Below are 25971 nucleotides of genomic sequence, written 5' to 3'. Positions count from 1 at the left end.
GGCTGACCTGCTCGCCCGAGTAGTAAATCGGATTTCTATGAAAAGGACAAAACTGATTATCGCGCTTTGTTTATTAGCTTTTAGTAAGGTGAGGGCCCAGGATTGCATTTGCGAAGACAATATGGTGGCCCTTATAAAAGACATCGAGTCCAACTATGTCGGCCTTGACGATAAGGTCAAGGCCGACAATCTCGACCTATACAGCAAGTTAAAGAAAGAACTTAAGGCCAAGAGTAAGAAGTCAAAAGACTATAACTGTTATCTGCTCCTGAAACGCTACATACAGTTCTTTGATGATCCGCATATGTCGATAGGCATCTACAAATCCGAGAAAGCTGATGTCGATTTGATAAATAAAATGTTTAAGGACATTAAAGTATTGCCTATAAACGAAGATGAACTAAAAATCTATTTTACATCTGGCAAACTCGATAATGTCGAAGGCATTTGGGAGAATCCATCACTTAAATACCGGGTGGCGATCTTCAAGGACAAAGAAAAGAATGGATCATTTACTGGGGTTACTTTTGGTAGCGACGGTATCTATTGGAAAAACCATCAACTGAAGATGGAAATCACCAAAAAAGAAGGGCTGTATACGGTCGGTTATTTCAGGAATGATCACCTTCCTGAATATAGAAGCCTTAGATTCGAGCTGGGAAATATGATCATTGCAGGCTTCGGAACATGGAAACGAATACTTCCGTCGAACAATGTCTCAGATATCATCAATCAGCCAGTCCGCTTTTCAAGGATTTCGGACAGTACCTGCCTTCTATCGATTAGCAACTTTTTAGTTGGCAATAAGTCGGCGATAGATAGCGTAGTCGGTGCCAACATGGGGACTATCAGTAAGTCAAAATATTTCCTGATCGACCTAAGAAACAACGGTGGAGGGCATACTGTAAGTGCAGACACATTATTGCCAATCATTTCATCTGGTCCGATAAGACGCGATGGTATGTATGTCAAAGCCTCTCCTGATAATATTAAAATGTACGAAAAGGTCATGCTAACTCCGGGCTTTTCGGAAGAGGAAAAAACATACTTCCTGGGATTGATAGAAAAGATGAAAAAAAATGTTGGCAAACTGATCAAAACTTCCGAACCGGATACGATAAGCATTGGAAGTGATTACCCGTATCCTCAAAAAGTAGGGATACTCATCAATGATGGCACTATGAGCGCAGCAGAAATGTTTTTGATATGGGCACGGCAAAGCAATAAAGTTACCATCTTCGGAACTCATTCCCGCGGGGCCTTGGACTATGCAGAAATAGGCGATGTAAGGGAACTACCTTGCCCATACCTAAAATACACTTGTCCGATGGGCACTACAGAGCATAAATTTTATCCTTTTATTGACAACGTAGGCATAAAACCAGACATAGAAATAGGAGAAGAAATAGGTGACTGGCCCAGCTATATGATAGAGTACTATGCATCGCATCAATGAAGATCAATGCAAGACATATAAACTGGAAAATTGCCGGAGTGCATCTGGCCTTTTGGAGCTGTTATGTCACTATGAACCATTTCATCAATATGGTTCAAAATCCGGGAATCGAAATGTTCTTCATCGATTCGATAGGTAAGTATTTTGTTGCGGCTTTTGTCTTCTACATCACTGCCTATTTCATACTACCCACTTTTTGGAGAACAAAGAAATATTTCTTCGCCGGGTTATGCATTGCGTTAATGTGTCCCCTTTCCTTTCTTCTGAAAAAGATTCTTTACTTTAAGCTCTTCATTCATTTTGGCTATCCCGAACTTCCCTACACCAACGCCCAGTTCTTTTTTCTGAATATATGGTGGTGGACGCAGTACACACTGTTCGCCTTCGGATTCTGGTTTGCCAAAGAAAGCCTCAGGAAGGAAAAAAAACTTAGAATAAAGGAACAACAACAGCTTGTTATTGAGAAGGAGAGACTTGCGCTTGAAATTGCCAAGTTAAAAGCACAGATAAACCCACATTTTTTGTTCAATACATTAGGATTCTTTCACAATAGGATGCTAACCAAGGACCCACCACTTGCTGATGGCTTAATCTCTCTAACAGAGATCATGCGATCTTCTATCCGCCAGGCTGACAACGATGGACTTGTTCCGTTGGCCGAGGAAGCAACAAACATCGAAAATCTAATTTCTATCTATAAGCTTCGATATGATAGAACAGTCTTTATATCGTTTGAAAACGTGATCCAAGACAGTCAACTAAAAATTCTTCCCCATATCCTAATTACCTTAGTTGAAAATGCGCTGAAACATGGTGAGCTTCACAATCCTGGTAGCCCGTTGTTGATAACGCTAAAGTTACAGGACGGCAATATGATGTTTACTACTAGAAATAGGAAAAAAATCGGCCCTAAAGAACGATCCTTCGGAATCGGAACAAAGTACATTATATCGCAGCTGAAAGAGATGTATCAGGAAAGATACAAATTAGAAGTAAATGACGACGCAGATACTTACAAGGTAATGCTAAGTATAGAAATCCAGGCCCTCACTGAGGCTTCCTAATTCAACAAGGTATGATAAGGTGCTTTATTACAGACGACGAAGCCTACGCGGTCAATACGCTAAAGACCTATATTGAGCAGACTCCCGGCCTTGGGTGGGTGGGAAGTGCCAACGATGGTTTCAGCGCACTGGATTTCATCAGGAATAATCAAGTAGACCTTCTTTTTTTGGATATACAGATGCCCCATATATCCGGGATCGAAGTACTGAAGTTGGTTGATGTTCCAGTTATCCTTACAACTGCTTATACAGAATATGCTATAGAAGGGTTTGATCACGGCGTTGTCGACTACTTGCTAAAGCCGATAGGCTACTCACGATTTTTAAAGGCCATACAGAAAGCTGCCTTGTGGCTGGAACGAGCTGCGGTAAACAAAGTGGATACTGAAAAAGAATATCTATTCATTAAGGGCGAACACAAGGGCAAGCAGATAAAAATCGAATTTGGCAACATTATCTTCATCGAGAGCGCAAGGAACAATATTATTTTCCATTGTGAGGGCGCAAAGTTTACTGCTAAAATGCCGCTTAAAGAGATTGAAGGCCAGTTACCGAAACAACTCTTTTTGAGAGTTCATAACTCATACATTATTTCCATAAAAAAAGTGGTTGCTATTGAGGGCAATCTCGCTGTGCTAAAACGGCTGAGTAGCGATGGGATACGCATACCAGTCAGCCCCTCTTACCGAGAACAGTTTATACGGACAGTCACTACCTGAATCTTGCTGTATACCGTGCCATCCTCCGAACCTGATTAATTGCATCTCCAATACTTGTTTGTGTCCTAAGAAGTTGTAGTAGCCATCCCTTTCATACTACATTTGATTATTCGGTCGCGACGGATTGCGGTTTTGCCTGGATGATCCAAAGAAAACAAACAGGGACAGGAGGACACACTTATAACCTGGATAAAACGGTGTACGCTGAAACAGCTCCATGGCGGCGAGACAGGGGTCAACATAAAATCCGAAATTGATATGAAATTTGAATCGTTGAAGTCTTCAAAATTTGAAGCATTATCCAACACTGCAATCCAGCATGTTTTTGGTGGCGACGGAGCGACACCGACCAACTCAACATTGGCAGGGAAAGGCTGGTGTGAGACAAAAACAGGGGCTGGCCAAAGACCGGACGGCCAGGCATCCTGGTCATCAGATGTAATATATACGGACGGAAATGGAAATCGCGTTGGCATGGAAACAACGAAATAGTTAATTCTGTAAACGGATTACAGATTAGTGCAGCCGGGATAGTATCCTATCCCGGCCTTTTACTAAAAAACCAAATGCTTATGTTTAGAATGACAGCGCTCATGTTGCTTGGCGCCATTTTTTTTAGTTGCAAAACGTTCGCCAACAAGATTACAGATTATTTTCAATTGGTGAACGAGGCTGAACTATTAATCTGCGATGGGCATGTGAAAAGCGCCATAGAGCATTATGACCGGGCTTTTGAGTTGCAAGTTTCGCCCTTTGGAAAGGATGTGTACAACGCCTGGTTATGCGCCTATATGCTGGACGATACCGCTAGATTTTCCCAATTCAGTATAATATTGATCCGGCGGGGTGCTTTCTTGCATGAATCAACCCATGAAAATATTCTCAACCAGGTTTCAGGCGGCCCTAAAGTAGAAAAGTTTTCCGCCATTTGGCGTAGGTTAAAAGCCGAAACGCCATCGGAAGTGGATACCGTTTATCGGCAGCAACTGGTAAATATATTTGACCGGGACCAGGCTGTGCGGCACTATTTTATTGATAAATACAAAAACCAGTATAACATTGGCGGCAGGGATTCTCTCAATGTCTTCGATTCACTTAACACTATGCATCTAAAGCATTTGATGCAAGAGAAAGGCTTCCCTACCGAAGACAGGGTTGGCTTTGATAATCACTTCCCGGGAAATCCGGCTATTTACGATATTCCCCTCATGCATGACCGCTCATGGACGAACCGCCGGACCATGGATACCCTTTTGTATAACAACATCCTAAAAGGCAACTGTTCTCCACAAGATTATGCGTATTATAAGTGGCAAAGCCTTGGCATATTTAAAGACTCCATTGCGAAATACCAGGTTAATCCTTACACGAACTATGGCGCATACAGATCAGACATTATCGATAATCACATCTACATAGCCCAACTAACCTTCCGGGACACTACCGTTATTGATGCAGCCCGGAAAAGTATCCACCTCGAAACGGTAAAAGAGATGTGTGTCAAAATACAATATCAATTCGAGCATATGTATTTTAAGTTCTGGAATCCAAATGTTTTCATGTATTCAGATGGCCTTCCCGATAATGTTAAAGAAAATATCGAGAAGCATGCTATTTCAAAATCAGCATTAGATGGTTTTAATATTATCAGCAAGCAACGATGTAAGTACGGACTACGTCATTGAGTGGTTCCGACATTACAAGATTCCCTGTATCCGCTTAAATGAAAGGGACACCGGCAATATTCTTGCTTCTGTGGAATTCAGAAATGGCAAACAATTCATAGCGCTTAACATCAAGGGACAACCTATCTCTATGGATGACATAACCGGTGTTTGGTTTAGAAGGAGTACAATAACCTTCACTTCCGCGCTTTCTGCACATAGGAAAAAGGAGGATGCTCTAGCCTGGCAAATAGCGGCATTATTGGATAGGGAGAATAGAGTGCTCACTGAGTTTATTGCTACTAAACTGTCGACGATAAATGCCCTGAATAACCAACTGAACTACAATACAAACAAACTCCTGACTTTAATGTATGCGCAGGAAGTCGGTCTGAAAATTCCGCATACCTTGATCGCAACCGTTAAAGATGATATTCGCAACAAGCTGGGTAATGCAGATTCAGAAATTATTACAAAGCCAATACAGGATATATTCTGGTTGAATTATAGTGGCACTTCCAGAGCGCAATATACCGCTGCGCTCAGCGAATATTCCCAAATACCGGATCGGTTTTACTACTCTCTGTTCCAGGAAAGGATCGAAAAAAAGTATGAACTGCGCATTTTCTTTATAGAAGAGAAATTCTATGCCTGTGCAATATTTTCGAAAGCTACGGAGGGAAGAAATGTATACCAGGATGGCAAAATGGTGCGTATGGTACCGTTTTCAATAAGCAATACCTTAAAGGAACAACTGGTCCGGCTTAGTAGCCTATGTAAGCTAAATTCAGGTAGTGTTGATTTGATGGTAGACAAACAAGGGGATTGTTATTTTTTGGAAATAAACCCTGTGGGTCAATTCGGGTATATTAGTAAAGAATGCAATTATCATCTGGATCAAAAAATTGCTAAATTCTTCCAACATGAACCTGTTCAACAATGAAGAGCTGAAATATCTACCTGTCAATTGCGCACTATTCCCGCTCATTGATGACGGCGATAGCAAAGTACAACCATCCCCTAAATTAATTGACTCCCCATACCATCAAAACGACCAGATGGAGATCGCAGGTAATTTCTACAAGTCCGTTACCCGCATGATTGTGCTCAAACATGAATAAACCTTCACGATATTTAAGACTTTATAGTTGTTGCCACTTTATAAAAGGTGCAAACAGAACATTATTACTGGACAGTCAAAGGCAGCAGTACTTTTTTGTACCAAATGCTATGCAAATATTTATTGATTTTGCGCATGGTCAGGAGCTTTCTAAAGCATTAGGTGCGCTTGAAGAGGAGGATAAAGCAGTTGCAGAAGAGTACATCGATTTTTTATTGACCAATGAACTTGCCTTCTATTGCAGCTCGCTTGAAGAATACAATTCCTTTCCCGCTATAGATACAAGTTGGGATGATGCGGCTTCCATAACCAATGCTGTATTTGAAATTGATGATCCCAATAACATTACTCATATACTAAAAAGCATTAGCGATCTATACATTCCTTGTGTCCAGCTAATCATTCATTTTTCCATTGATAATCTTGAGGTATTCAGTAAACAGATCAAAATGTTTAATGATGTCTCTAATAAAACCTTGCAAATTCTCTTTCGTAATCATGGTGAATTTAGCATCGGCGATCTTTTAGCATTTTCGGCAGCCCATCCCAAAATTGAGCTTATGATTGCCTTCGGCTCCAAAGAGAATTTATGGCAAGAGACAAATAATACTTCAATCATTTTAAGTACTCAAAATGATTATGGTTCTGATTATTGCGGGATAGTACAAGCAGCGTATTTCAATTTCAAATTAAGTCACTACACCGAATCCCTCGCGCACAATACCTGCCTCAACCGCAAGATCAGTATCGATACAAAAGGCAATATCAAGAACTGTCCTTCGATGAAGGAAAGCTTTGGTCACATCAGCAATACTACCTTAGCGGAAGCCATTGAAAAGTCCAGTTTCAAAAACTACTGGAACATTACCAAAGATCAGGTATCTGTATGCCGCGATTGCGAATTCAGGCATATCTGTACCGATTGCAGAGCTTATCTCGACAATCCCGATGATCCATACAGCAAACCCCTGAAATGCGGCTATAATCCCTATACCTGTGAATGGGAGGAGTGGAGCACACACCCGATGAAGCGACAAGCCATCCAACACTATCAACTCAATTTTTTAAACGCCTAACCTCATCTGGCTTTCCATACGGGCGCAGCATTTTTGCGTTATTTTTACGCTGCATTAAAACGGCCATGGAAAGATTGTTGCAGCGTCTTACAGACATGCATTATATAATCACGGGAACCGTCACAATTCCAACAAATCAATAATAATGAAGAAGATACTTGTGTTCTCTTTTGCGGCAATAGGTTGCAGCTCTTGTTGGCTCTTTGAAAAGAATGTGATTTACGTTGAGAATAACTCATCAAGCTCTATCGACAGTTTGATCATCGATGCCAATGGCACTTTGGTAAAGTTCTATAACATACCCGCCGGCAAGAAAGCGGAAAAGACTATAGAACCGCCTTTAAAGAGTAACCGCGATATAACAATGACGCCCGTTTTCTTTATTCAAGGTCAAAAAATCGATGGCACTTTACTTTATAATGACTTAACCGGAACGTATGGGTCGTACAAGCTTACCTTAAGTAAAAAGCTTGAAGTGACTTGGGAAATGGTTAGATAAGATAGCTAAGATACACTGGATGCAGTAAAAATTCTTGCTAAAAAATGGCCATGGCTCAATATAAATCGGAACTCAATTGTCTGTAAAAAAATTTCTGGCACAACCGTCTTACTCCTACCAACCAATAGCCATGCGTTACACTATCGTAATACTATTGCTGGCTTTTACAAGCTGCAACCTGCGTCTATCAAACGCTATCGTTATTCAAAACAATTCCGGCCAATTTATTGACAGCGTGCTTATAAATGCTAATGGCTCTGTGATTAAGTTTTATAAAATCCAATCCGGAGCGATTAGTGAAAGAAAAGTATCACTTGGCGAAATAAAAGGAGGACATGACATACAAATGACACCTCTTATTTACCTGAATCATGATTCAGACTACTTTTACAACGATCTAACTGGTTTTGAAGGGAAATACGAAATGGTGATAGACAAGCAACTGAAGGTGAAATGGCATTGGACATATTGAATCCAAATCAATGTCGTTTAGTTAAGAAACAGGGTATTTGTAGCATTTTAAAATTTCGTCCCGCGAGGGTAATCTCATGAGCTGAGGGAATAGCTTTCTTCTGACCTATACAAATATCCTTTTTCAACGGGAAGAGATCCTTCCCGTCGCAAGCTGCGCAAGCTTCGGATCAGGATGACAGTATGATGTTTACAGTCTGAGCAAGCACAAAATCATAAACATCATACTGTCATCCTGAGGTTTGCGGGCGCCATCAAAGCATCTCAATACCGTTGAGGAAGTTAAGACATTGCCCTAATAGGTGCAGCTGATCAAGGTCGGTTGTTGGCTACCGGCATATCCCTTTCGCGGTCAATACTTCTAAGTGTGGCATTTCACGCTAATTCTTTGCGTCCTCTGCGTACAACTTAGCGTCCTTCGCGGTTAACTACATGCCTTTTTCCTTAAATGTTTAACTGAACGACATTGAGCATCCAAATAATAAAGGCCTGGATAATACCGGACCTGGTAACTCAGCACTATGAAAATTATGCGTATCCCGGTATTACACTTGCACCAGGTGTTATATTTAAACGCTTAACCCCGTCTGGCTTTCCATACGGGTGCAGCATTTTTGCGTTATTTTTACGCTGCATTAAAACGGCCATGGAAAGATTATTGCAGCACCTTACAGATATGCATCATATCGACGAAGCGCTCCGGGATGATCTGCGGAACAGCTTCCGGGAACTAAGGATACCTAAAGGCGAATTCCTCATCAGGGAAGGCCGGATATGCCGCCACCTCTACTTCCTGGAACAGGGATGTCTCAGGGGATTCTATAACCTGGATGGCAGGGAGGTTACCCACTGGTTTGGCTTTGAAAATGATTTCGTTACTTCCTTTCATAGCTTTACTACCCGGGAACCCGCTATTGAAAGCATTCAGCTGCTTGAAGACTGCATCTTGTGGGAGATTCCAAAGAGCAAGCTGGATGAGCTGCTGGCGGCACATCACAAAGCAGAACGCCTGCTGCGCATGGCTTACGAAAAGTACTATATCCGTCTGGAGGAACGGTACGTCAACGCCCAGTTCAAAACGGCTCCGGAGCTGTACGGACGCCTCCTGGAGCGTATGCCGCACATTATCGAGCGGGTGCCGCTGGGCTATATCGCATCGTACCTGGGCATGTCGCAGGAGACCCTGAGCCGGGCCCGCGGCCGGCTTTCACGTTGAGCTCCGTTTTTGACCAATGTCAAAAGATATGCTTTTCGCTGTTGATAGCTTTGTATCTATAAAGAAGTAAATGCTATGCAACAAAAAACCTCCCTGCAGCCCTCTGCCGCTTTTATGGCGGCTTCCTGGGTCGCCCTCCTTGCCGGTATCGTCGCCTTCCTCATCGGTTTATGGAACGCCGATATGCTGCTGAATGAAAAAGGATACTACTTTACGGTGCTCATGTTTGGCCTGTTTTCCGCCATTTCCGTGCAAAAGGCCGTGCGGGACCAGCTGGAAGGCATCCCGGTCACCAATATCTATTATGGCCTGTCCTGGTTCTGCCTTATCTTATGTATCGTATTGCTCACTGTAGGCTTGTGGAATGCCGGGCTGAGCAAGAGCGAAAAAGGCTTCTATGCCATGTCGTTCGTATTAAGCTTGTTCGGCGCCATTGCCGTGCAGAAGAACACCCGGGATATGAAGTCGGCCACAACAAGCGCCCCTCCCGAAAATGATCGTCCTTAACGCCCCTTAACCCTCGTCATCTCATCGAAGCTGCTCCCCACCGGACAGCTTCTTTTTTTTGTAGCGAGCCCTAAATAAATTGGCTTTCCCCTTGTCTTTTCATTTTATTTTGTATCTTAACAGCCTATTTCATCCTAAACCGTCCTTCTTCTATAAGAAAATTTTACAGTGTAATATGAAAAATTGGAAATCCATACTTGTTACCGTTTTCAGCTTTTTTGCCATTGCCAGTATGGTGCTGTTCAACTCCTGCGTAAAAGACCCCTGTAGCGATCTGGCCTGTAAGAATGGCGGTAGCTGCAGCGACGGCTATTGCCAATGTCCTACCGGCTTTGAAGGCGCCGAATGTGAGATCAAAACTGCCAGCCGCTTTATCGGCAAATGGGCCGGCAGCACCCGTTGCAACAATTTCCCCATCATCAGCGATACGGTAGATGTTTCGCTGGTAAGCGAGCCCGACCAGGTATTGCTGAAGCTAGGCGCCGGTAATACAGCTTTGCTGGGCTATAAAGGCACTGCAGAAACACCCGAGACCCGCTTCTACACCTACAACGACGATGACGTAGAGATCAATGCTTATATGCGTGTAGACGGCGGCTTGCTGCAGCTATACATGCAAACGCTTAATAAGAAGGTGAGCACCCGCCAGAATTGCTATTTCTCCGGCCTGCGCATCAGCCAATAATTATCGGCAAGACCAATCGGACTATAGAGCAGAGCCGACCGGAAAACCGGTCGGCTCTGTTTACATTTGTAACGAGGCTGCCCATAGAGCGATAAGCGGCCCTGCCATTTTTATCGTAATTTTGCATGCTGGCAAACGGCCAGTTGACGCTTATGAATACTGTGCTATTAAAAGACCTGGGTACGATAGAGTATGGCGAAGCCTGGACCCTGCAGGAGCAATACATGAAAGAGGGTCTCGATATTAAGTCAGCGCGCTTCCGCCAGGAAGCAGCTGCCTTTGCGCAAACGATCCCTCATTACCTGTTCCTGTGCCAGCACCCGCATGTCTATACCCTGGGAAAAAGCGGTATCGAAGAAAACCTGTTGATCAACGACCAGCGGATGAAAGACCTGGACGTACGCTTCTACAAGACCAATCGCGGCGGCGATATCACTTATCACGGACCGGGACAGATGGTCGCCTACCCGGTGCTGGACCTGGAGCAATTCTTTACCGACCTGGGCCGGTACATGCGTACCCTTGAGGAGGCGATCATTCTTACACTGCAGGAATATGGCATCGTATCGGGAAGGTTGCCCGGCTCCACGGGCGTGTGGCTGGAAGCCGACACGTCACAGGCACGCAAAATATGCGCTATGGGTGTGAAAAGCAGCCGCTGGATCACGATACATGGCCTGGCGCTCAATGTCAATACCGATCTGCAATACTTCAATTATATTGTTCCCTGCGGCATTACCGATAAAGGCGTGACCAGCATGGAACGGGAGCTGGGCCGGAAAGTTGATGAAGAAGAGGTAAAAAGGATCTTCGCGCAACAATTTGCCAAAGCATTCGAAGCGGCGCTGGTCCCGGCATCCGGTAGCATGGTCAGCGCTTCTTAAAGCGGGGAGCAGCGCCTACTGCGCCTCCTCAGGCTTTCCGCTGGTGATGAGGATATAGTCGCCCTGGGCAGCATATCGGTTCCAGTCAGGCGCAGCGAAATCCGATGCCGCAAAGCTGCTGATCGTCGTTACTTTCTTTTTATAATTACGCTCGAGCCGCTGCACCAATCCCAGGTGATAATCGCTGTGAAAGCGTCCGTTGAACATCAGCACAACGCCTTTTTTATACTGCTTGAGCGCCTCTGCAATAGACCAGGACATGGTGGCATCCCAAAAGCTCTGCGACTGGAACAGGTGCATGCCGGGCGTCGTATGACCACCCATAGCCTCCAGGAATTTATCGTAATAGGGCCCGGTAACCGTATCAACCGGTAAGGGAGCGATATACTGCTGTTTTACTTCCTTGCTCAAACCCTCGAGGGCGCTCAGTCCGTTACGGGTCACCATATTGGTATAGCGGGAAGGTGCATTGGCCGCAATTACACGCAGGTGCTTTTCTTTGGCAAATTCCACCGCCGGCTTATAATCGGTTTTATAGCTGTCCCAGGCCCTTGCCTCCTTTACAAAATTCTTCTCGCTGATGAGGCCGGCCAGGTACTCGTCGAGGATATACTGAACATCGCGGTGAAACATCTCCATAGCCAGCATTACTGCATTACCCTGCTTTGCGTAAAGCGCCTCCAATACCTTCTTCTCCATCAGGTGCCCGATGGAGTCGTCGTGCTGCTCACCAAATACCAGCACTTCGCCGCTACCGATACCCGCTGCTATGGCTTCGATGGTCGTCTCCTTTTTCAACCGGGCATCGTAGAGCTTATAATCGACGCCGGGCACCTGGGTAACGCCACAGTAAGCTGTCATCAGCAGTATCGGGAGCAAAAGAAAACGCATTATAAAAGGATTTAGGCCGCAAAGGTAGGCCTTAAAAGGGGCTTGGGGGCCGAATGTCAGCAAGTATTTACAAAGAACTGACGATCCCGATATAGGAAACATTACCCAAATTCGTCTTGATAACGGCTGCTGAGCCCGTCGAAGCACCAATTATAGCTACCCTTTACTTTCTCGACAAGCTCAAGGACCGGAGATTGTTTCGTTTCCTGTATCAGGATAGTCCTATACAAAGAAAAGCGCCGTCCTGCGGACGGCGCTCATTATCGTGACTAATGTTCTTCTTCACCGGGTTTCAGCGGTATATTTTGAGGGACGAAGTCGTTACCCTGACCATCATCTTTATAATCGTAAGGCCAGCGGTATACTTCGGGAATATCGCCTTCCCAGTTGCCGTGACCCGGATGTATGGGCGTAGTCCATTCCAGTGTAGTAGAACCCCAGGGATTGGGATTGGTAACCCGGCGTCCCTTAAAGATGCTCATAAAGAAGTTGAACACGAAAAGCAGTTGTGTAAAGAATACGACGATCACCACTACGCTGATAAAGGCGTTGAGATGCCCGAATTGCTTGAACGATTCCCAAGCGCTGTAATCGTAGTAACGACGCGGCATACCGGCAAATCCTTCATAGTGCATGGGCCAGAAGATAAGGTAAGCACCGGCCAGTGTAATGAAGAAGTGGATATAGCCCAGAGTATTGTTCATGAAGCGGCCAAACATCTTGGGGAACCAGTGGTAAATACCGGCAAACATACCGAAGAAGGCGCTCACACCCATTACCAGGTGGAAGTGTGCAATAACGAAGTAAGTATCGTGCAGGTGAATATCCAGTGCCGAGTTACCCAGGAAGATACCGGTAAGACCACCGGAGATGAACAGGGAAACAAAACCCAGCGCAAACATCATAGGTACGGTAAACTTAAGATTACCTCTCCAGATAGTGGTGAGCCAGTTGAATACCTTGATCGCCGACGGGATCGCAATCAATAGCGTCAGCAATACGAAGATACCACCGAGGAAGGGGCTCATACCGGTCACGAACATATGGTGCGCCCATACAACGAAGGCCAGGGCGGTGATACCGGTAAGTGAAATGATCATGGCCAGGTAACCGAAGATAGGCTTACGGCTATGCGTAGACAGTATCTCGGAGGCCATACCCATACCCGGCAGCATCACGATGTACACCTCGGGGTGCCCCAGGAACCAGAATAAGTGCTGGTATAGTACGGCAGAGCCGCCGATGTGGGACAACGCTTTACCACCGATAAAGATCTCGGAAAGATAAAAGCTGGTACCGAAGTGACGATCAAAGATCAGCAGTACAAATCCGGATAACAGTACGGGGAAAGACAGTACACCCAGGACGGCTGTAAAGAACAAGGCCCAGATGGTCAGCGGCAGACGGGTCATCTTCATGCCCTTCGTCCGCATATTGAGGATGGTAGTGATATAGTTGAGACCGGCCAGCAGTTGCGATACTACGAAGAGGGCCATACTGATGAGCCATAGATCCATACCAAGCCCCGAGCCCAATGATGCTTCTTTAAGAGCACTCAATGGCGGATAGGTCGTCCAGCCACCGGCTGCAGGACCCGTTTGTACAAACAGCGAAGCAAACATGATGACACTGGATATAAAGAAGAACCAGTAAGACAGCATGTTCATGAAAGGCGAAGCCATATCACGGGCGCCGATCTGCAATGGTATAAGGAAGTTACTGAAGGTACCACTCAAACCGGCGGTCAATACGAAGAACACCAGAATGGTACCGTGCATGGTTACCAAAGCGTAGTAGAACTCGGGCGTGAGTTTACCGCCTTTGGCCCAATGTCCGAGGAATTTTTCCATGATGGGGAAAGTATCTTCGGGGAAACCCAGCTGCAGACGGAAGAATACGGAGAATAACGCGCCGATCACAGCCCATATGATACCACTGATCAGGTACTGCTTGGCAATCACTTTGTGATCCTGGCTGAAGATCCACTTTTGGATAAAGTGCTGCTCATGGTGTTCATGGCCGTGCGCATGCGCATGTCCGTGTGAATCCAGGTGAGCGTGCGCTGCGTGCGCTTGTCCGGTTGTTGCTTCGTGACTCATTGTATTTTATATTTCCGGCCCTTTGATCAAGGGGCAATCAATTTGTAAAAGAAAAGCGGGTACTACTCCATTGTGGAAACACCTGCAAAATTAGGGCTTCCTGCCGGTTTACCGGTCTTTTAATTGTGCGCTGTCGTGCCGTCGGCAGCTTTATGGGCTGTCGAATCAGTTGCCGGTGCAGTAGGCGCAGCGCCTTCAGCAGGTACAGCCGTTTCGGGTGTAGCAGCCTTTTGAACGTTAGCATAATAAGCCGGCTGTTTTGCCATCCACTCTTTAAATTCCTGTCCTGTCTGCACGATCACGGTACCCCTCATAGAATAGTGACCTTTGCCACACATCTGGTCGCAGGATATTTCATATACAAAGTTCGGATTGTGCGTCTTCGCCTTCATCTCATCGGTCGTGAACTTAGGCGTAAACCACATCGTGGTGGTAATACCGGGTACCGCATCCATTTTCATACGGAAGTGAGGAAGACCCACGTCATGGATCACATCGCGGCTATTGATCACCAGGTGAACCGGCAAGTCCTTAATGATATGCATTTCACCATTTTCCACAATGATGTCGTCTTTTGCAGCAGGATCGTTCCAATCCAGACCCATTACATTGTTCGCGTCGTTCATCAGGCGGAAGTCCGTCTTACCCAGCACGCCATCGGCGCCGGGGTAGCGGATCAGCCAGTTAAACTGCTTACCCATTACCTGTACTACCATAGCGTTGTCGGGTGCTTTGTCGGTAATGGTAAACCAGTTTTTCAGACCAATAACCACCAGAACAACCAGGGCAAGCGCCGGAACAGTAGTCCACAGTACTTCAAGGCGGTTGTTGTGCGAGTAGAAGAAAGCTTTACGGTTTTCTGTAGACTGGTAACGGTAGATAAAATAAAACAGGAGGAGCTGTGTTACAAAGAATACGAAGCCTGTCAGGACCAGGGTCACGATCAGCATGGTATCATAATGATCGCCCTGAACAGAAGCGGATTCCGGCAGCATTTTGTCGATCAGGGATTCGTGGCATTTAAAAATGCCGATCATACCCAGGACAAAAAAGGCAACCATCAACCAGGCCATAAGGCGGTTGGTCTGTGACTTTACCTTCTCTTCTCCACGAAGAATGGTTGCTAATTCGCTGGCTTTTGCAATCTGATAAATGACGATAAAAACCAGAACAACTAAGGCGGTAACAATTAATCCCGACATTGCTTATTTATTTTATATACTCCGGCCTTTGGAAAAGGCAGTTTTTTGTTTAAATGTTTTCTTTCCATAGGTTACCGGCAAAGCCGGCAACAGCTAGCTGACGTGGATCAGGGTCTCTTTCAGGAACGGGTTATTTACCAGCACCAGACCTGTCTTGGCCAGGGTCCTTGAAACCACCAGGATCATCAGGCCTATAAAGCCGCAGGCAATACCCAGCTCGTACCAGTTCAGGTGCCAGTGCTGCTGCAGGGGCCCGGGCATGGTCATCACATAAAAGTCAATCCAGTGTCCGAAAATGATCGTCATCGCCATAAACACAACCGTGAAATAATTACGCTTGCTCGGGCGGGTCATCAGGATCAGGATAGGTAATACAAAGTTCAGAATCAGATTGGCCCAGAAGAAGAAGGCATAAGGTCCCTGCATACGGATCTTGAAATAAGTCGTTTCTTCAGGGATATTGGCATACCAGATGAGCATGAACTGTGCAAACCACAGGTAAGTCCAGAAAATGCTGAAGGCGAACATGAATTTACCCAGATCGTGCATGTGCTCTTTGTTCACAAACTCCAGGTTGCCACGATTCTTCAGGTATACGGTCCACAGCAGGATCAATGCCATACCGCTTACGAAGGAGCTTGCAAATACATACCAGCTGAACAAAGTGGAATACCAGTGGGCATCAATGCTCATGATCCAGAACCAGGGTGTAGTGCTCATCATCGTGAGGGCATACACAAACAGGAAGGCGCCGCTCATAGCAACCATTTTCCAATAGATCTTGGTGCTGTTACGGGGTGCTATATCTTCAGCGAGGGACATCGCGCGGAATTTGATACCAAACCAGCTCCACAGACCTATAGTCACGATAGAGAAACCGGCGAACATACCTTTATTAAGGAAGGTTGCTTTTCCTTCCAGCACCTTATCCCCGTGAGGGTGTACCCAATGATACACAGGATTGTGCTCGCCGATACCAAATACGATCGAGAACAACACCACAAGGGCGACAAGGCCGAAGACCCATACATTGGCGCCTATCGCTTCCGGAACACGGCGATAGGCCACGATCCATCCACCTTGTGCCAGGCCGGCAGCGGCTTGTATAAAGATGGACGCTGAGCTGATGAACAGGAAGAACACACTGTTTTGCAACAGTACGGTCCAAAAGCGCGCCTGCTCATACTCGTTGCCGCTGAGCAGACCAGCAAAACCACCGACCAGTGCTGCTACACCGATAAGCAGCAATACAATGCCGGTAGTCTTTAATCGGGATGGTACTTCAAAACGATCCGTAATCATAATTGTAATCCTTAAAGGAGCATTTTATTATTTGATGTAATAATGCCGTTTTCGGGCGGCGAGGTACTCGGTACCGTACTTATTTCTTATTGTTAACCGTGTCTTTAACACCTCCGGCTACTAAACTTACCGGAGCAGCAGCTGCTGCTGTATCCTTGCTGTTGAGTGCCATGGTAAAAGGGGCGCCACCATTCTCAGACTGTATCTTCTTAATGTAGGCAATCACCATCCAACGCTGATGTACGTCCAGCTGAGCGGCATAGGAGCCCATCATATTTTTTCCGTACATAATCGCGTGGTACATTTTGCCTGCAGGCATCACCAGGTAAGCCGCACCCGACTTCAGATTGGCCGGCATAGAGGCAAACTTGCCGCTGGCATACAAGGGACCATTACCGTCGAGATCGGTACCATGACAAATGCCGCAATAGATATTGAAGAGGCGCTTTCCTTCCTCCATTTCCTTATCGGAAAATTTGTAAGGAGATTGTAAGGCATTATAGGCATTGGTATCCACTTCAGTAAGGTGATCGGGTAAGGCATGCCCACGGGCAATAGTGCCTGTCACCGGCGCCTGGCTGGTAAGCCCGTTATGCGTTACGGGGTTGGCGGTGTAAGCATCGTAAGCCCTGGAATAGGTCATATCCGGAGCATAGGTCTTACCCGGGTTACGGCGGATATTACCACTGTTACAGGCTGCGAACAGCGCCGCACCAGCTACCATTAATGTTACTAAATATTTTTTCTTCATGTTTATGATTCAATAATAGGCTGCGCCCATCAGCAAATTTTACTATGCAAGTTGTTTTTGGTTCTGATACGCTTCTTCCTTGTGCCACCAGCCGTACCACCAGCCTTCTTCGGCTATCTGTACGTCGGTTTCCACAGCGCCGGTCGTCTTCAGAAAATCAACGATCTCTCCTTCTGAAGCGGGATCGGTGATCTCCATCACGATCACAAACAGATCGTCGGACTGACGGGGATGGAATACGTGCTTCTTCACACCCGGCATGATCTGGTTGAGGTAACAATAAGTAAGCACCATACCTACTGCTGCAAACATTACCGTCAACTCAAAAGTGATCGGAATGAATGCGGGCAATGCGAAGAAGGGCTTGCCACCGTAGTTGATCGACCAGTCTTTGGTAAAGATCCAGCTCATAAAGCCCAGGGCCGTAGCGGTGCCGGTAATACCATAGCAGAAACCGGCGATGTGCAGGTCTGTTTCTTTTTGTCCCAGCGCTACATCCAGCCCGTGCACCGGAAAGGGAGTATAAACATCGTGCAGTTTGTAACCGCTGTTGCGTACTTTATCTACTGCGGGAAACAGAACCGCTTCGTCGTCGTAACAAGCTACTGCAAATTTTTTAACAGCCATTTTTTATCAATTCAAAAGTCAGAAAGCAAAAGTCAAAAAAACAAGTTGTTTCAACTTTTTAATTTTAATTTCTTGATTAATGTGCGTGCTCCGCTACGTGAATAAATTCTTCAACGGTCTTTTCATCCAGGGCCTGCATTTCGCGCTTGTAATTGTCGCCTGAAGTCTTCAGGGTAAATTTGATCTCCGCAATAGCCACTACAGGGAAATATTTGGCAAACAGGAAGAAGCAGGTAAAGAACAATCCGAAAGTACCGATATAGAAGCCCATCTCTGTCCAGGTAGGGCTATAGTAAGTCCAGCTGGAAGGCAGGTAATCACGATAAAGAGAAGTTACGATGATCACGAAACGTTCGAACCACATACCGATATTTACCACGATAGACAGGATGAACGTAAACACGATGTTACGACGCAGCTTCTTGAACCAGAAGAACTGAGGCGATACCACGTTACAAGACATCATCGCCCAATAGCTCCACCAGTAGGGTCCGAGTACACGCCATTTGAAGGCTTGTTGCTCGTAAACCACCTGGCTGTACCAGGCCATAAACAATTCTGTAAGATAAGCGACACCTACAATAGATCCGGTAAGTACAATTACCTTATTCATGGCCTCGATGTGACCAATGGTAATATAGTCTTCGAGGCGGAAGATCTTACGCACCAGCACCAGCAGGGTATTTACCATTGCAAAGCCGGAGAATACCGCACCCGCAACGAAGTAAGGCGGGAAGATGGTCGCATGCCAGCCCGGAATAACCGAGGTGGCAAAGTCAAAAGATACGATTGTGTGTACTGAAAGTACCAGGGGTGTAGACAAGCCGGCGAGCACCAGGGAAAGGGCCTCGAAGCGCTGCCAGTTCTTGGCGGTACCGGTCCAGCCAAAGGAAGCAACGCCGTAAAGTCTTTTACGCAGCTTGGTCTTGGCCCTGTCGCGGATAGTAGCAAAGTCGGGCACCAGGCCTGAATACCAGAACAACAGGGAAACGGTAAAGTAAGTAGAGATTGCAAATACGTCCCAAAGCAGGGCAGAGTTAAAGTTGGGCCACAAGGCACCGCGGGAGTTGGGCAAAGGCAGTACATAGAAAGCGTTCCATACACGCCCCATGTGGAAGATGGGAAACTGGCCCGCACACATTACCGCAAAGATGGTCATCGCTTCCGCAGCACGGTTTACCCCGGTACGCCATCCCTGGCGGAACAGCAGGAGGATCGCCGAGATAAGGGTACCGGCGTGACCAATACCTACCCACCATACGAAGTTGGTGATATCCCAACCCCAGCCTACCGTACGGTTAATGCCCCAGGTACCGATACCCCAGTAAACTTCCCAGGTTACGGAAAAAGCACCAAAGCCCAGCAGCAGCAATGAGAAGATGAATCCCATATACCAAAGTCTTGTAGGCTTCTGTTCTATCGGGCGGCAGATATCCTCAGTTACCTGAGCGTATGTCTTATTGCCGTTAATCAAGGGCTCCCGAACAAACGATTCGTATTTAAGATGCATAACGTGTAATTATTGGATGGCAGATTTGTAAGCTACAAAAACAGATCCAAGTTTTTATTCTGAATGATAATGACTGTTAAACCCTGAAAATTAAATATGCTGTTTGTACATTTCGTCAGTTTCGCCACCGGCCACGATCGCATTGGTATTACGGATCTTGGAGAGATAGTTTACATTGGGCAGCACGTGCAGCTGCTCCAGCATGTAGAACACACGCTCCTTGTTGTCTTCGTACCGTACTTTATAGATCTCGCTTTCTTTATCGTTTACATTACCAAAAGTGATGCAGTTAGAGGCGCAGGCCACCTGACAGGCAGTCTTGGCGGCGCCATCCTTCATCGGATGACCTTCTTTCTTGGCAACCAGCTTAGCATCCTGCAGGCGTTGTACGCAGAAAGAACATTTCTCCATTACACCACGGCTACGAACGGTTACATCGGGGTTCAGCACCATACGGGTAAGGTCGTCGTTGATATCGTCACGCTGACCATCTTCGTAAAGGTTGTCGGCAAAGCTGTCGGCTCCGTTAAAGTCGAACCAGTTGAAACGACGTACTTTATAAGGGCAGTTATTGGCGCAATATTTCGTACCGATACAACGGTTATAGGCCATTTGGTTCAGACCCTCGCTACTGTGGTTGGTCGCCGATACGGGACATACATTCTCACAAGGCGCATTATCGCAGTGTTGGCACATAACAGGCTGGAATACCGCCTGGATGCTGTCCGGATCGGCTGGGTTACCGCTAAAGTAACGGTCGATACGGAGCCAGCTCATCTCCTGCGACTTCAGCACTTCGTGCTTACCTACTACAGATATGTTATTTTCTGCCTGGCAAGCCACAACGCAGGCAGCGCAACCGGTACAGGTATTCAGGTCAATCGACATACCCCATTTGATACCGGGTTTCTCGTGCACGGGATACATGGTACCATTCTTCTCAAACGCTTTCTCATCCAGGTCTCCGTTGGGATCTTCGGGATGATGACCTTCCCAATGCAGATGGGTATAGTGTTCCAACTCTTTCTTACGCTCCTCGATCAGCTCGCGGGGATTCTCTTTGAAGCTGGCCAGGGTATATTCGCGCAGGATAGGACGATCTTCATAGCTATGGTGCGTCTGTGTGATTGCTATAGGATATAAATCGCTTGTCTTCTCGATGGCAGCTTCGTTGGCATAGTCAAAAGTCTGACCATTAAAGGTTACCAGCGGATAAGTATTTTTACCGTTTACTGAAGCACGGCCTACTTTGATATCGCGTCCGTAACCCACAGCCACAGCAATCACGTCGTTGTGCATACCAGGCACGACTACTATAGGTAAGGCAACCTCTTTGTTACCTACTTTTACCTTTACGATGCGCTTTTCCCGCACTACCTGGTTGATACCGGTCAGCTCTGCGTCAAACTGCTCTTTAGCTGTTTTGGGCGACATACAAACGAAGTTGTCCCAGGTAGCTTTAGTAACGGGATCGGGCATTTCCTGCAGCCAGGGGTTGTTGCTCCAGGCGCCGCCATAACCCAATCCAAGCGATTCGTAAACGATCACTTCGTACTTGCCGCCTTTTTTGGCAGAAGCTTTAGCGATCGCGTCCTCAACATTGCCGCTGAAGGAAGCACCGCCGATCGCCGGAGTAGCAGGCTCTGCAACACCATCCTGCAGTGCTTTATCAAAATTGGCCTGGCCGCCCAGCTTGGACACCCAGAACTGATTGTATATATCGTGGTACGCTTCGCTTGCACCGGACCATTTCAGCAAGCTATCCTGGAAGGCACGCGTCTTGAACAGGGGTGCAATCGTAGGCTGGATAAAGCTGTAGTAGCCCACCCGCGGCTCTGCATCACCCCAGCTTTCCAGCCAATGATGATCGGGGACCGCATAAGTACAAAGCTGTGTGGTCTCATCCATCCTGTCGTTGAACGAAACGGAGGCCTTCGCTTTAGGCAGTGCTTTTTTGAATTTTTCGCTATCGAAGTAATCGTAAGCAGGGTTTACGCCGTGGAACAGTACTGTACCTACTTGTCCGGCATCCAGGGCATTCACAAAGCTCACCATATCGCCATCAATACCTTGCTTGGCATTAGTAGTAGCGCTCCAGTCGATAGTGGTGCCGTTGGCGCCTATTGCGCTGTTGATCGCATTCACGATCACCTGCACATTCACATCGTTGCTGCCGCAGACTACGAGACCGTTGCCTTTCTTCAGATCGGCAGCGGCTGCTTTAACCAGCTTGTCTACATTGGCAGAACCCGTGCTGACAGCTGCGCCGCCGGTAATTGCCCGGTAAAGCGCTGCGGCAACTTTACCATATTCAGAAGGCTTGCAGGTAGCGCGCTCATCGGCATTGGCGCCGGTAAGGCTCATCATCCCTTCCACCTGGTAGTGCTTGCTCATTACCGCGTTCTTCGCGTCTTTGCCCAGCACTTTACGGGTAGTGGTGAAGGCGGCAGAGTATTCAACTGCGCTCAGCCAGCTGCCGAGGAAGTCGGCGCCGATGCTGAATACTGTCTGTACTTTGTCAAAATGATAGCCGGGCAGCGCACGCTTGCCATAGCTCATTTCATTGGCCAGCAGCATGCCGGAATAAGATACCGGATCGTACTGGATATGTTTGGCTCCCGGGTATTTGGCCAGGAAGCGGTTGATCACATCTTTGGTAGTGGGGCTCACAATAGAACCGGTAACCAGATAATGGGCGCCACCGGAAGAAAGGGCTTGCGCAATAGGCGTATCCACTTTCTCAAAGGTATCTACCGACTTGCCGGAAACATATGGCTGGCGGAGACGGGCTTTATCGTACAGGCTCAAAGTAGCCGCAATTACCCGGGCATTGATACCGCCCTTGGTAACGGTAGAGAGTGTGTTGGGCTCGATCATGATCGGGCGGCCGTCACGGGTCTTTACAATTACGGAAACAGATTCACCGTTATCTACAAATGTGGAAGCGTAGTAGTTGGGTACACTGGGCGTCAGCAGCTCTGCATCGGGTCTTATCGCATAAGGAATGGCCTTGCGCACGGGCATCTCACAGCTTGCCGCTACCGTAGCAGCAAGGGTACTGAAACCCAGGAATTTCAGGAAGTCCCTCCTGGGGGTAGTCGCATCCAGCAGTTTGTCGCTCAAGCCTAAAACGGGCAGATCATTCTGAAATTCGTTTTCGATGATCTGCTGATGCTCCGGAGTTTGCTCCAGTTCTTCTAAACCCTTCCAGTATTGTTTTTGACTCATAAGTCTGATGTGAATAATATGATATGTGGAGATGTGAAAGCGATTTGTTCACATGCCTCACCTTAATGCTTGTTTACAATCGTACTCGGCAATCTTCAACAGGAGATTAGTAGTGACATTTCTGACACTCGGTTCCACCCAGCTCAGCCTCGGTTACTTTCTCACGCTTGCCGGATTTGATCTCATCATGGTATTTCTGGAATATGCTGTAGTAATCGTTCTCTTTGAACTGTACGGCGGTCTGGCGGTGACAGTTGATACACCAGCCCATAGATAGATCCGAAGCCTGGTGTACTTCATCCATTTCCTGGATCGCTCCGTGGCAGCTCTGGCACTGTACTTTACCTACGGCTACGTGCTGGCTATGGTTGAAGTAAACGTGATCGGGCAGGTTGTGGATCTTGATCCACTCGATCGGCGTGGCTTTGATATTGCCGGCAGCATCGCGGATATATTGCTTCTTCTCAGCATCCCAACCGGCCGCCTTATACAGCTTGTGGATCTCTTCGGTGCCATTCACCTCTTTGCCTTCGTAAGTAACCAGCTTCTCTTCTCCAGTGTACTCAGATATCTGCTTGTGACAGTTCATACATACGTTGGTCGAAGGGATCATTGCCTGGCGGCTCTTCTCGGCGCCTGCATGGCAATACAGACAGTTGATCTGGTTAACGCCGGCGTGCACTTTATGCGAGTAAAAGATCGGTTGCTTCGGCATGTAGTTCTGTTGACGGCCGGTATTCACCGCGCCATTTACGATCCAGTAGCCGGCAAGGCACATAAGGATAATGCTGACAATGGCTATGGTTACTTTGCTGCGGAACAGCGGTGTCTCATTTTTGGTAGGCAGGCCTTGCTTATCGTTGGCTACTTTATTCAGCGTCTTGTTTACACGGGTCAGGATGAAGATCAGCAGCGCCAGGCCAAGCGTAATGATCGTATACAGCCAAGTATTGTCTTTTTCTTCACCACCGCCACCACCGCCGGTAGGCGTGGTTTCAGGCTTCTTATCAGGAACGCTGTTTACATAGGTTACGATCGCGTCGATCTCCTGTGTGGTCAGGTTGGGGAAGGCGGTCATCGCCGTCTTGTTCCACTTATTGTAAAGATCATTAGCGTATTTGTCGCCGCTGGCGATCACTTTAGCAGAACCGTGTACCCAGTTGTGCAACCAGTCTTTGCTCGGCACACGCTTATCCACACCCTTCAGAGCCGGACCAGTCGCGTCTTTGATGGGGTTGTGACAGCTGGCGCAATTGGCCTGGAACAGGGCTTTACCGTCCTGGGCAGATGCGGAACCAACAGAAATAAGAGTGAAAATGAGGGCAAGAGCACAGAAAGTTACCTGCCTGAAAAATGATTTTGACCTGAAATATAGAGACACGTGTAAACTATTTTTTTATTTTACGATCCTTTTTAGGCTAATGTGGGGGCAAAAGTACAACACGAACGTCAAAGTTTCTACACATTCGTTAAAAAAAATTTTTCAGTACTGGCGCGGGTTTCAGCGTTTTTAATTGTCATTTTGAATATGTGTTTGTCACGATTCTGTCATCAAAACGTCGCCTCATTGTCATTTTAGCGTCTCCAAACTGTCATTTTTTTCCGCCGCCGAAGACAGGGACCCAAAAAGCAGCTTTACCGGGGTTTCACCGAAAAATAACAGCAGTTCACCGTTTGTTCCGTTACCCGGAAACGGTCGTCGGCACGCCGGCCCACCACCCAAACGATCTTCTTGTTGCTTTCCAGCACCCATACCTTTTCTTTTTCATGTAAAGGCACCTTTTGTTCGATCAGGTAACGGCTTACTTTTTTCTTTTTGCGCAGCTTGCCCAGGGGGTAAAAGTAATCGCCAGTCTTCCAGGGTCGCAGCACAAGCGGGAAATGCAGCATTCCGGCATCCACGCATAGTTGCTCCGGTTCCAGCTTGCGGATGGCGGCCATCTCTTCCTCACCCCCAAAAGTATTGGTACGGACGGTAAGGGTATAGCCGGGGGCATCGACGCTCGCCTCCCCTGCTTCTATTAATATATGTGTGCTTGCTTCGGCCTGCTGCGCCGTAATGATGAGAAAATTGCGGTTGCGGATAATACGGTAGTCGGGAGCAGCCACATAACGGCCGCTCTCCGCATCGAGCAGGTGCAGGATATCGGTCAGTTGCGCAGCATGAAAACCGAAAGACTTAACCAGCTCCCACAATATGGTCGCCAGTGGCTGCACCTGCCGCAGCTTTAGCACGGGCAGGTACCAATCCTGGCCACGCTGCCCGATCAGCTTCTTCCGGTAGCGTTCAATGGATTCCTGGTACAGCAACTCGGCCTCACGCAAACGGAGCGTATTGCCTGCCAGCTGATCAACAGCCCGGGGAAATATCTTTTCAATTGCAGGCAACAGGTGCTGCCTTACCGCATTGCGGGTATAATCATCTTTACTGTTACTGCTGTCTTCGCGCCAGACCAGCTCTTGCTCCCGGGCGTACTGCTCCAGCTCGGCGCGGGTAAAGGCCAGCAGCGGACGGATAATCTTGCCCTGCTGCGGCAAAATACCATGCAAACCAGTAATCCCGGTTCCCCTGAAAAAATTGATCAGCAGGGTCTCCACCGAATCCTGCCGGTGATGGGCCGTAGCCACCAGGTCGAAGCCCAGCTCTTGCCGGAGGGTTTCAAACCATCCGTACCGCAACTCACGGGCCAGCTCCTGCAGGTTGCCCCCCTGCGCTTCCAGCAAAGCTGGCGTATCGAACTGCTGTACATAAACAGGAATAGCCATTGCAGCTGCCCAGGACCGTACCAACGCTTCATCTGCATCCGATTCGACGCCCCTAAGGCCAAAGTTACAATGCGCTATAGCCATTGCTATCCCCGATTGCTGCAGGAGCAGGGCCAGGGTCATGCTGTCCAGGCCACCGCTTACCGCTACCAGGATCTTTTTATGTTGCCACTGTTGCCCGGCAACGATGTTCTGCAGGCGCTTAAGGATCATAAATAAAAAAGCCGGACCTTC

The 25971-nt window shown here is 47.1% G+C and carries 24 protein-coding genes; 14 read left to right on the top strand and 10 right to left on the bottom strand.

Annotated elements, in window-relative coordinates; genetic code table 11:
* Positions 1 to 37: 37 nt before the first annotated feature.
* From DZK30_RS12295 to lipB, 14 genes are all read left to right on the top strand, one after another.
* Positions 38 to 1456, top strand: coding sequence for a S41 family peptidase (locus tag DZK30_RS12295; protein ID WP_162903050.1), 1419 nt, complete (start codon positions 38 to 40; stop codon positions 1454 to 1456).
* Complete coding sequence (locus DZK30_RS12290; protein ID WP_118974426.1) at positions 1453 to 2520, top strand: sensor histidine kinase; 1068 nt, start codon at positions 1453 to 1455, stop codon at positions 2518 to 2520. Before DZK30_RS12295 ends, DZK30_RS12290 begins: the two co-directional genes overlap by 4 nt.
* Positions 2521 to 2531: 11 nt before the next feature.
* Complete coding sequence (locus DZK30_RS12285) at positions 2532 to 3239, top strand: LytR/AlgR family response regulator transcription factor (RefSeq protein ID WP_118974425.1); 708 nt, start codon at positions 2532 to 2534, stop codon at positions 3237 to 3239.
* A gap of 258 nt (positions 3240 to 3497) precedes the next feature.
* Positions 3498 to 3731 (top strand): hypothetical protein, encoded by a 234-nt coding sequence (locus DZK30_RS25835; RefSeq protein ID WP_162903049.1) that lies wholly within the window; start codon positions 3498 to 3500, stop codon positions 3729 to 3731.
* Positions 3732 to 3811: 80 nt separating this feature from the next.
* A complete protein-coding gene (locus DZK30_RS12280) occupies positions 3812 to 4924 on the top strand; it encodes a hypothetical protein (RefSeq protein WP_162903048.1) in 1113 nt (370 codons plus the stop codon).
* Positions 4872 to 5846, top strand: coding sequence for a grasp-with-spasm system ATP-grasp peptide maturase (gene gwsG, locus DZK30_RS12275; protein ID WP_118974423.1), 975 nt, complete (start codon positions 4872 to 4874; stop codon positions 5844 to 5846). Before DZK30_RS12280 ends, gwsG begins: the two co-directional genes overlap by 53 nt.
* Entirely contained in the window at positions 5827 to 6024 is a 198-nt protein-coding gene (locus DZK30_RS12270; protein ID WP_118974422.1) for a hypothetical protein, read from the top strand. Before gwsG ends, DZK30_RS12270 begins: the two co-directional genes overlap by 20 nt.
* Complete coding sequence (gene gwsS / locus DZK30_RS12265; protein ID WP_118974421.1) at positions 6017 to 7099, top strand: grasp-with-spasm system SPASM domain peptide maturase; 1083 nt, start codon at positions 6017 to 6019, stop codon at positions 7097 to 7099. The genes DZK30_RS12270 and gwsS overlap by 8 nt, the downstream gene beginning before the upstream one ends.
* Positions 7100 to 7244: 145 nt before the next feature.
* Complete coding sequence (locus DZK30_RS12260) at positions 7245 to 7598, top strand: hypothetical protein (RefSeq protein WP_118974420.1); 354 nt, start codon at positions 7245 to 7247, stop codon at positions 7596 to 7598.
* 130 nt (positions 7599 to 7728) lie between these two features.
* Positions 7729 to 8070, top strand: coding sequence for a hypothetical protein (locus DZK30_RS12255; protein WP_118974419.1), 342 nt, complete (start codon positions 7729 to 7731; stop codon positions 8068 to 8070).
* Between the two features lie 645 nt (positions 8071 to 8715).
* A complete protein-coding gene (locus DZK30_RS12250; protein WP_205529426.1) occupies positions 8716 to 9285 on the top strand; it encodes a Crp/Fnr family transcriptional regulator in 570 nt (189 codons plus the stop codon).
* A 75-nt stretch (positions 9286 to 9360) separates the two neighbouring features.
* Positions 9361 to 9792: an inner membrane protein YiaA gene (gene yiaA / locus DZK30_RS12245; RefSeq protein WP_118974418.1), complete on the top strand. Its 432-nt coding sequence runs from the start codon at positions 9361 to 9363 to the stop codon at positions 9790 to 9792.
* A gap of 175 nt (positions 9793 to 9967) precedes the next feature.
* Complete coding sequence (locus tag DZK30_RS12240; RefSeq protein ID WP_118974417.1) at positions 9968 to 10477, top strand: calcium-binding EGF-like domain-containing protein; 510 nt, start codon at positions 9968 to 9970, stop codon at positions 10475 to 10477.
* Between the two features lie 152 nt (positions 10478 to 10629).
* Positions 10630 to 11361, top strand: coding sequence for a lipoyl(octanoyl) transferase LipB (gene lipB / locus DZK30_RS12235; RefSeq protein WP_118974695.1), 732 nt, complete (start codon positions 10630 to 10632; stop codon positions 11359 to 11361).
* A gap of 15 nt (positions 11362 to 11376) precedes the next feature.
* On the opposite strand, the gene DZK30_RS12230 is transcribed toward lipB, so the two are convergent.
* The 10 genes from DZK30_RS12230 to tilS all read right to left on the bottom strand — a co-directional run bounded on the left by DZK30_RS12230 (position 11377) and on the right by tilS (position 25950).
* Positions 11377 to 12252, bottom strand: a complete 876-nt coding sequence (locus DZK30_RS12230; RefSeq protein ID WP_162903047.1) for a ChaN family lipoprotein — start codon at positions 12250 to 12252, stop codon at positions 11377 to 11379.
* Between the two features lie 269 nt (positions 12253 to 12521).
* The gene (locus DZK30_RS12225; RefSeq protein ID WP_118974415.1) at positions 12522 to 14351 is read right to left on the bottom strand and encodes a cytochrome c oxidase subunit I; all 1830 of its coding nucleotides are present in this window, start codon (positions 14349 to 14351) and stop codon (positions 12522 to 12524) included.
* 119 nt (positions 14352 to 14470) lie between these two features.
* Positions 14471 to 15553 (bottom strand): cytochrome c oxidase subunit II, encoded by a 1083-nt coding sequence (locus tag DZK30_RS12220; RefSeq protein WP_118974414.1) that lies wholly within the window; start codon positions 15551 to 15553, stop codon positions 14471 to 14473.
* A 93-nt stretch (positions 15554 to 15646) separates the two neighbouring features.
* Complete coding sequence (locus DZK30_RS12215) at positions 15647 to 16855, bottom strand: quinol:cytochrome C oxidoreductase (protein ID WP_118974413.1); 1209 nt, start codon at positions 16853 to 16855, stop codon at positions 15647 to 15649.
* A gap of 79 nt (positions 16856 to 16934) precedes the next feature.
* Positions 16935 to 17606: a c-type cytochrome gene (locus DZK30_RS12210; RefSeq protein ID WP_118974412.1), complete on the bottom strand. Its 672-nt coding sequence runs from the start codon at positions 17604 to 17606 to the stop codon at positions 16935 to 16937.
* A 42-nt stretch (positions 17607 to 17648) separates the two neighbouring features.
* Positions 17649 to 18233 carry a DUF3341 domain-containing protein gene (locus tag DZK30_RS12205; protein WP_118974411.1) on the bottom strand — a complete coding sequence of 195 codons (585 nt, stop codon included), beginning with the start codon at positions 18231 to 18233 and terminating at the stop codon, positions 17649 to 17651.
* Positions 18234 to 18309: 76 nt separating this feature from the next.
* Positions 18310 to 19623: an NrfD/PsrC family molybdoenzyme membrane anchor subunit gene (nrfD, locus tag DZK30_RS12200; protein WP_240432911.1), complete on the bottom strand. Its 1314-nt coding sequence runs from the start codon at positions 19621 to 19623 to the stop codon at positions 18310 to 18312.
* 210 nt (positions 19624 to 19833) lie between these two features.
* Positions 19834 to 22971 carry a TAT-variant-translocated molybdopterin oxidoreductase gene (locus tag DZK30_RS12195; RefSeq protein WP_118974409.1) on the bottom strand — a complete coding sequence of 1046 codons (3138 nt, stop codon included), beginning with the start codon at positions 22969 to 22971 and terminating at the stop codon, positions 19834 to 19836.
* A gap of 106 nt (positions 22972 to 23077) precedes the next feature.
* The gene (locus DZK30_RS12190; protein ID WP_240432910.1) at positions 23078 to 24352 is read right to left on the bottom strand and encodes a c-type cytochrome; all 1275 of its coding nucleotides are present in this window, start codon (positions 24350 to 24352) and stop codon (positions 23078 to 23080) included.
* 254 nt (positions 24353 to 24606) lie between these two features.
* On the bottom strand, positions 24607 to 25950 hold the full coding sequence (tilS, locus tag DZK30_RS12185; protein WP_162903046.1) for a tRNA lysidine(34) synthetase TilS: 1344 nt from the start codon (positions 25948 to 25950) through the stop codon (positions 24607 to 24609).
* Positions 25951 to 25971: the final 21 nt, after the last annotated feature.

Origin of the sequence: Taibaiella koreensis (genome assembly GCF_003545715.1) — a bacterium.
Taxonomy (GTDB): Bacteria; Bacteroidota; Bacteroidia; order Chitinophagales; family Chitinophagaceae; genus Taibaiella; species Taibaiella koreensis.
The sequence above is the reverse complement of the archived record's forward strand: the minus strand, read 5'-3'. Positions and strand labels throughout refer to the sequence as shown.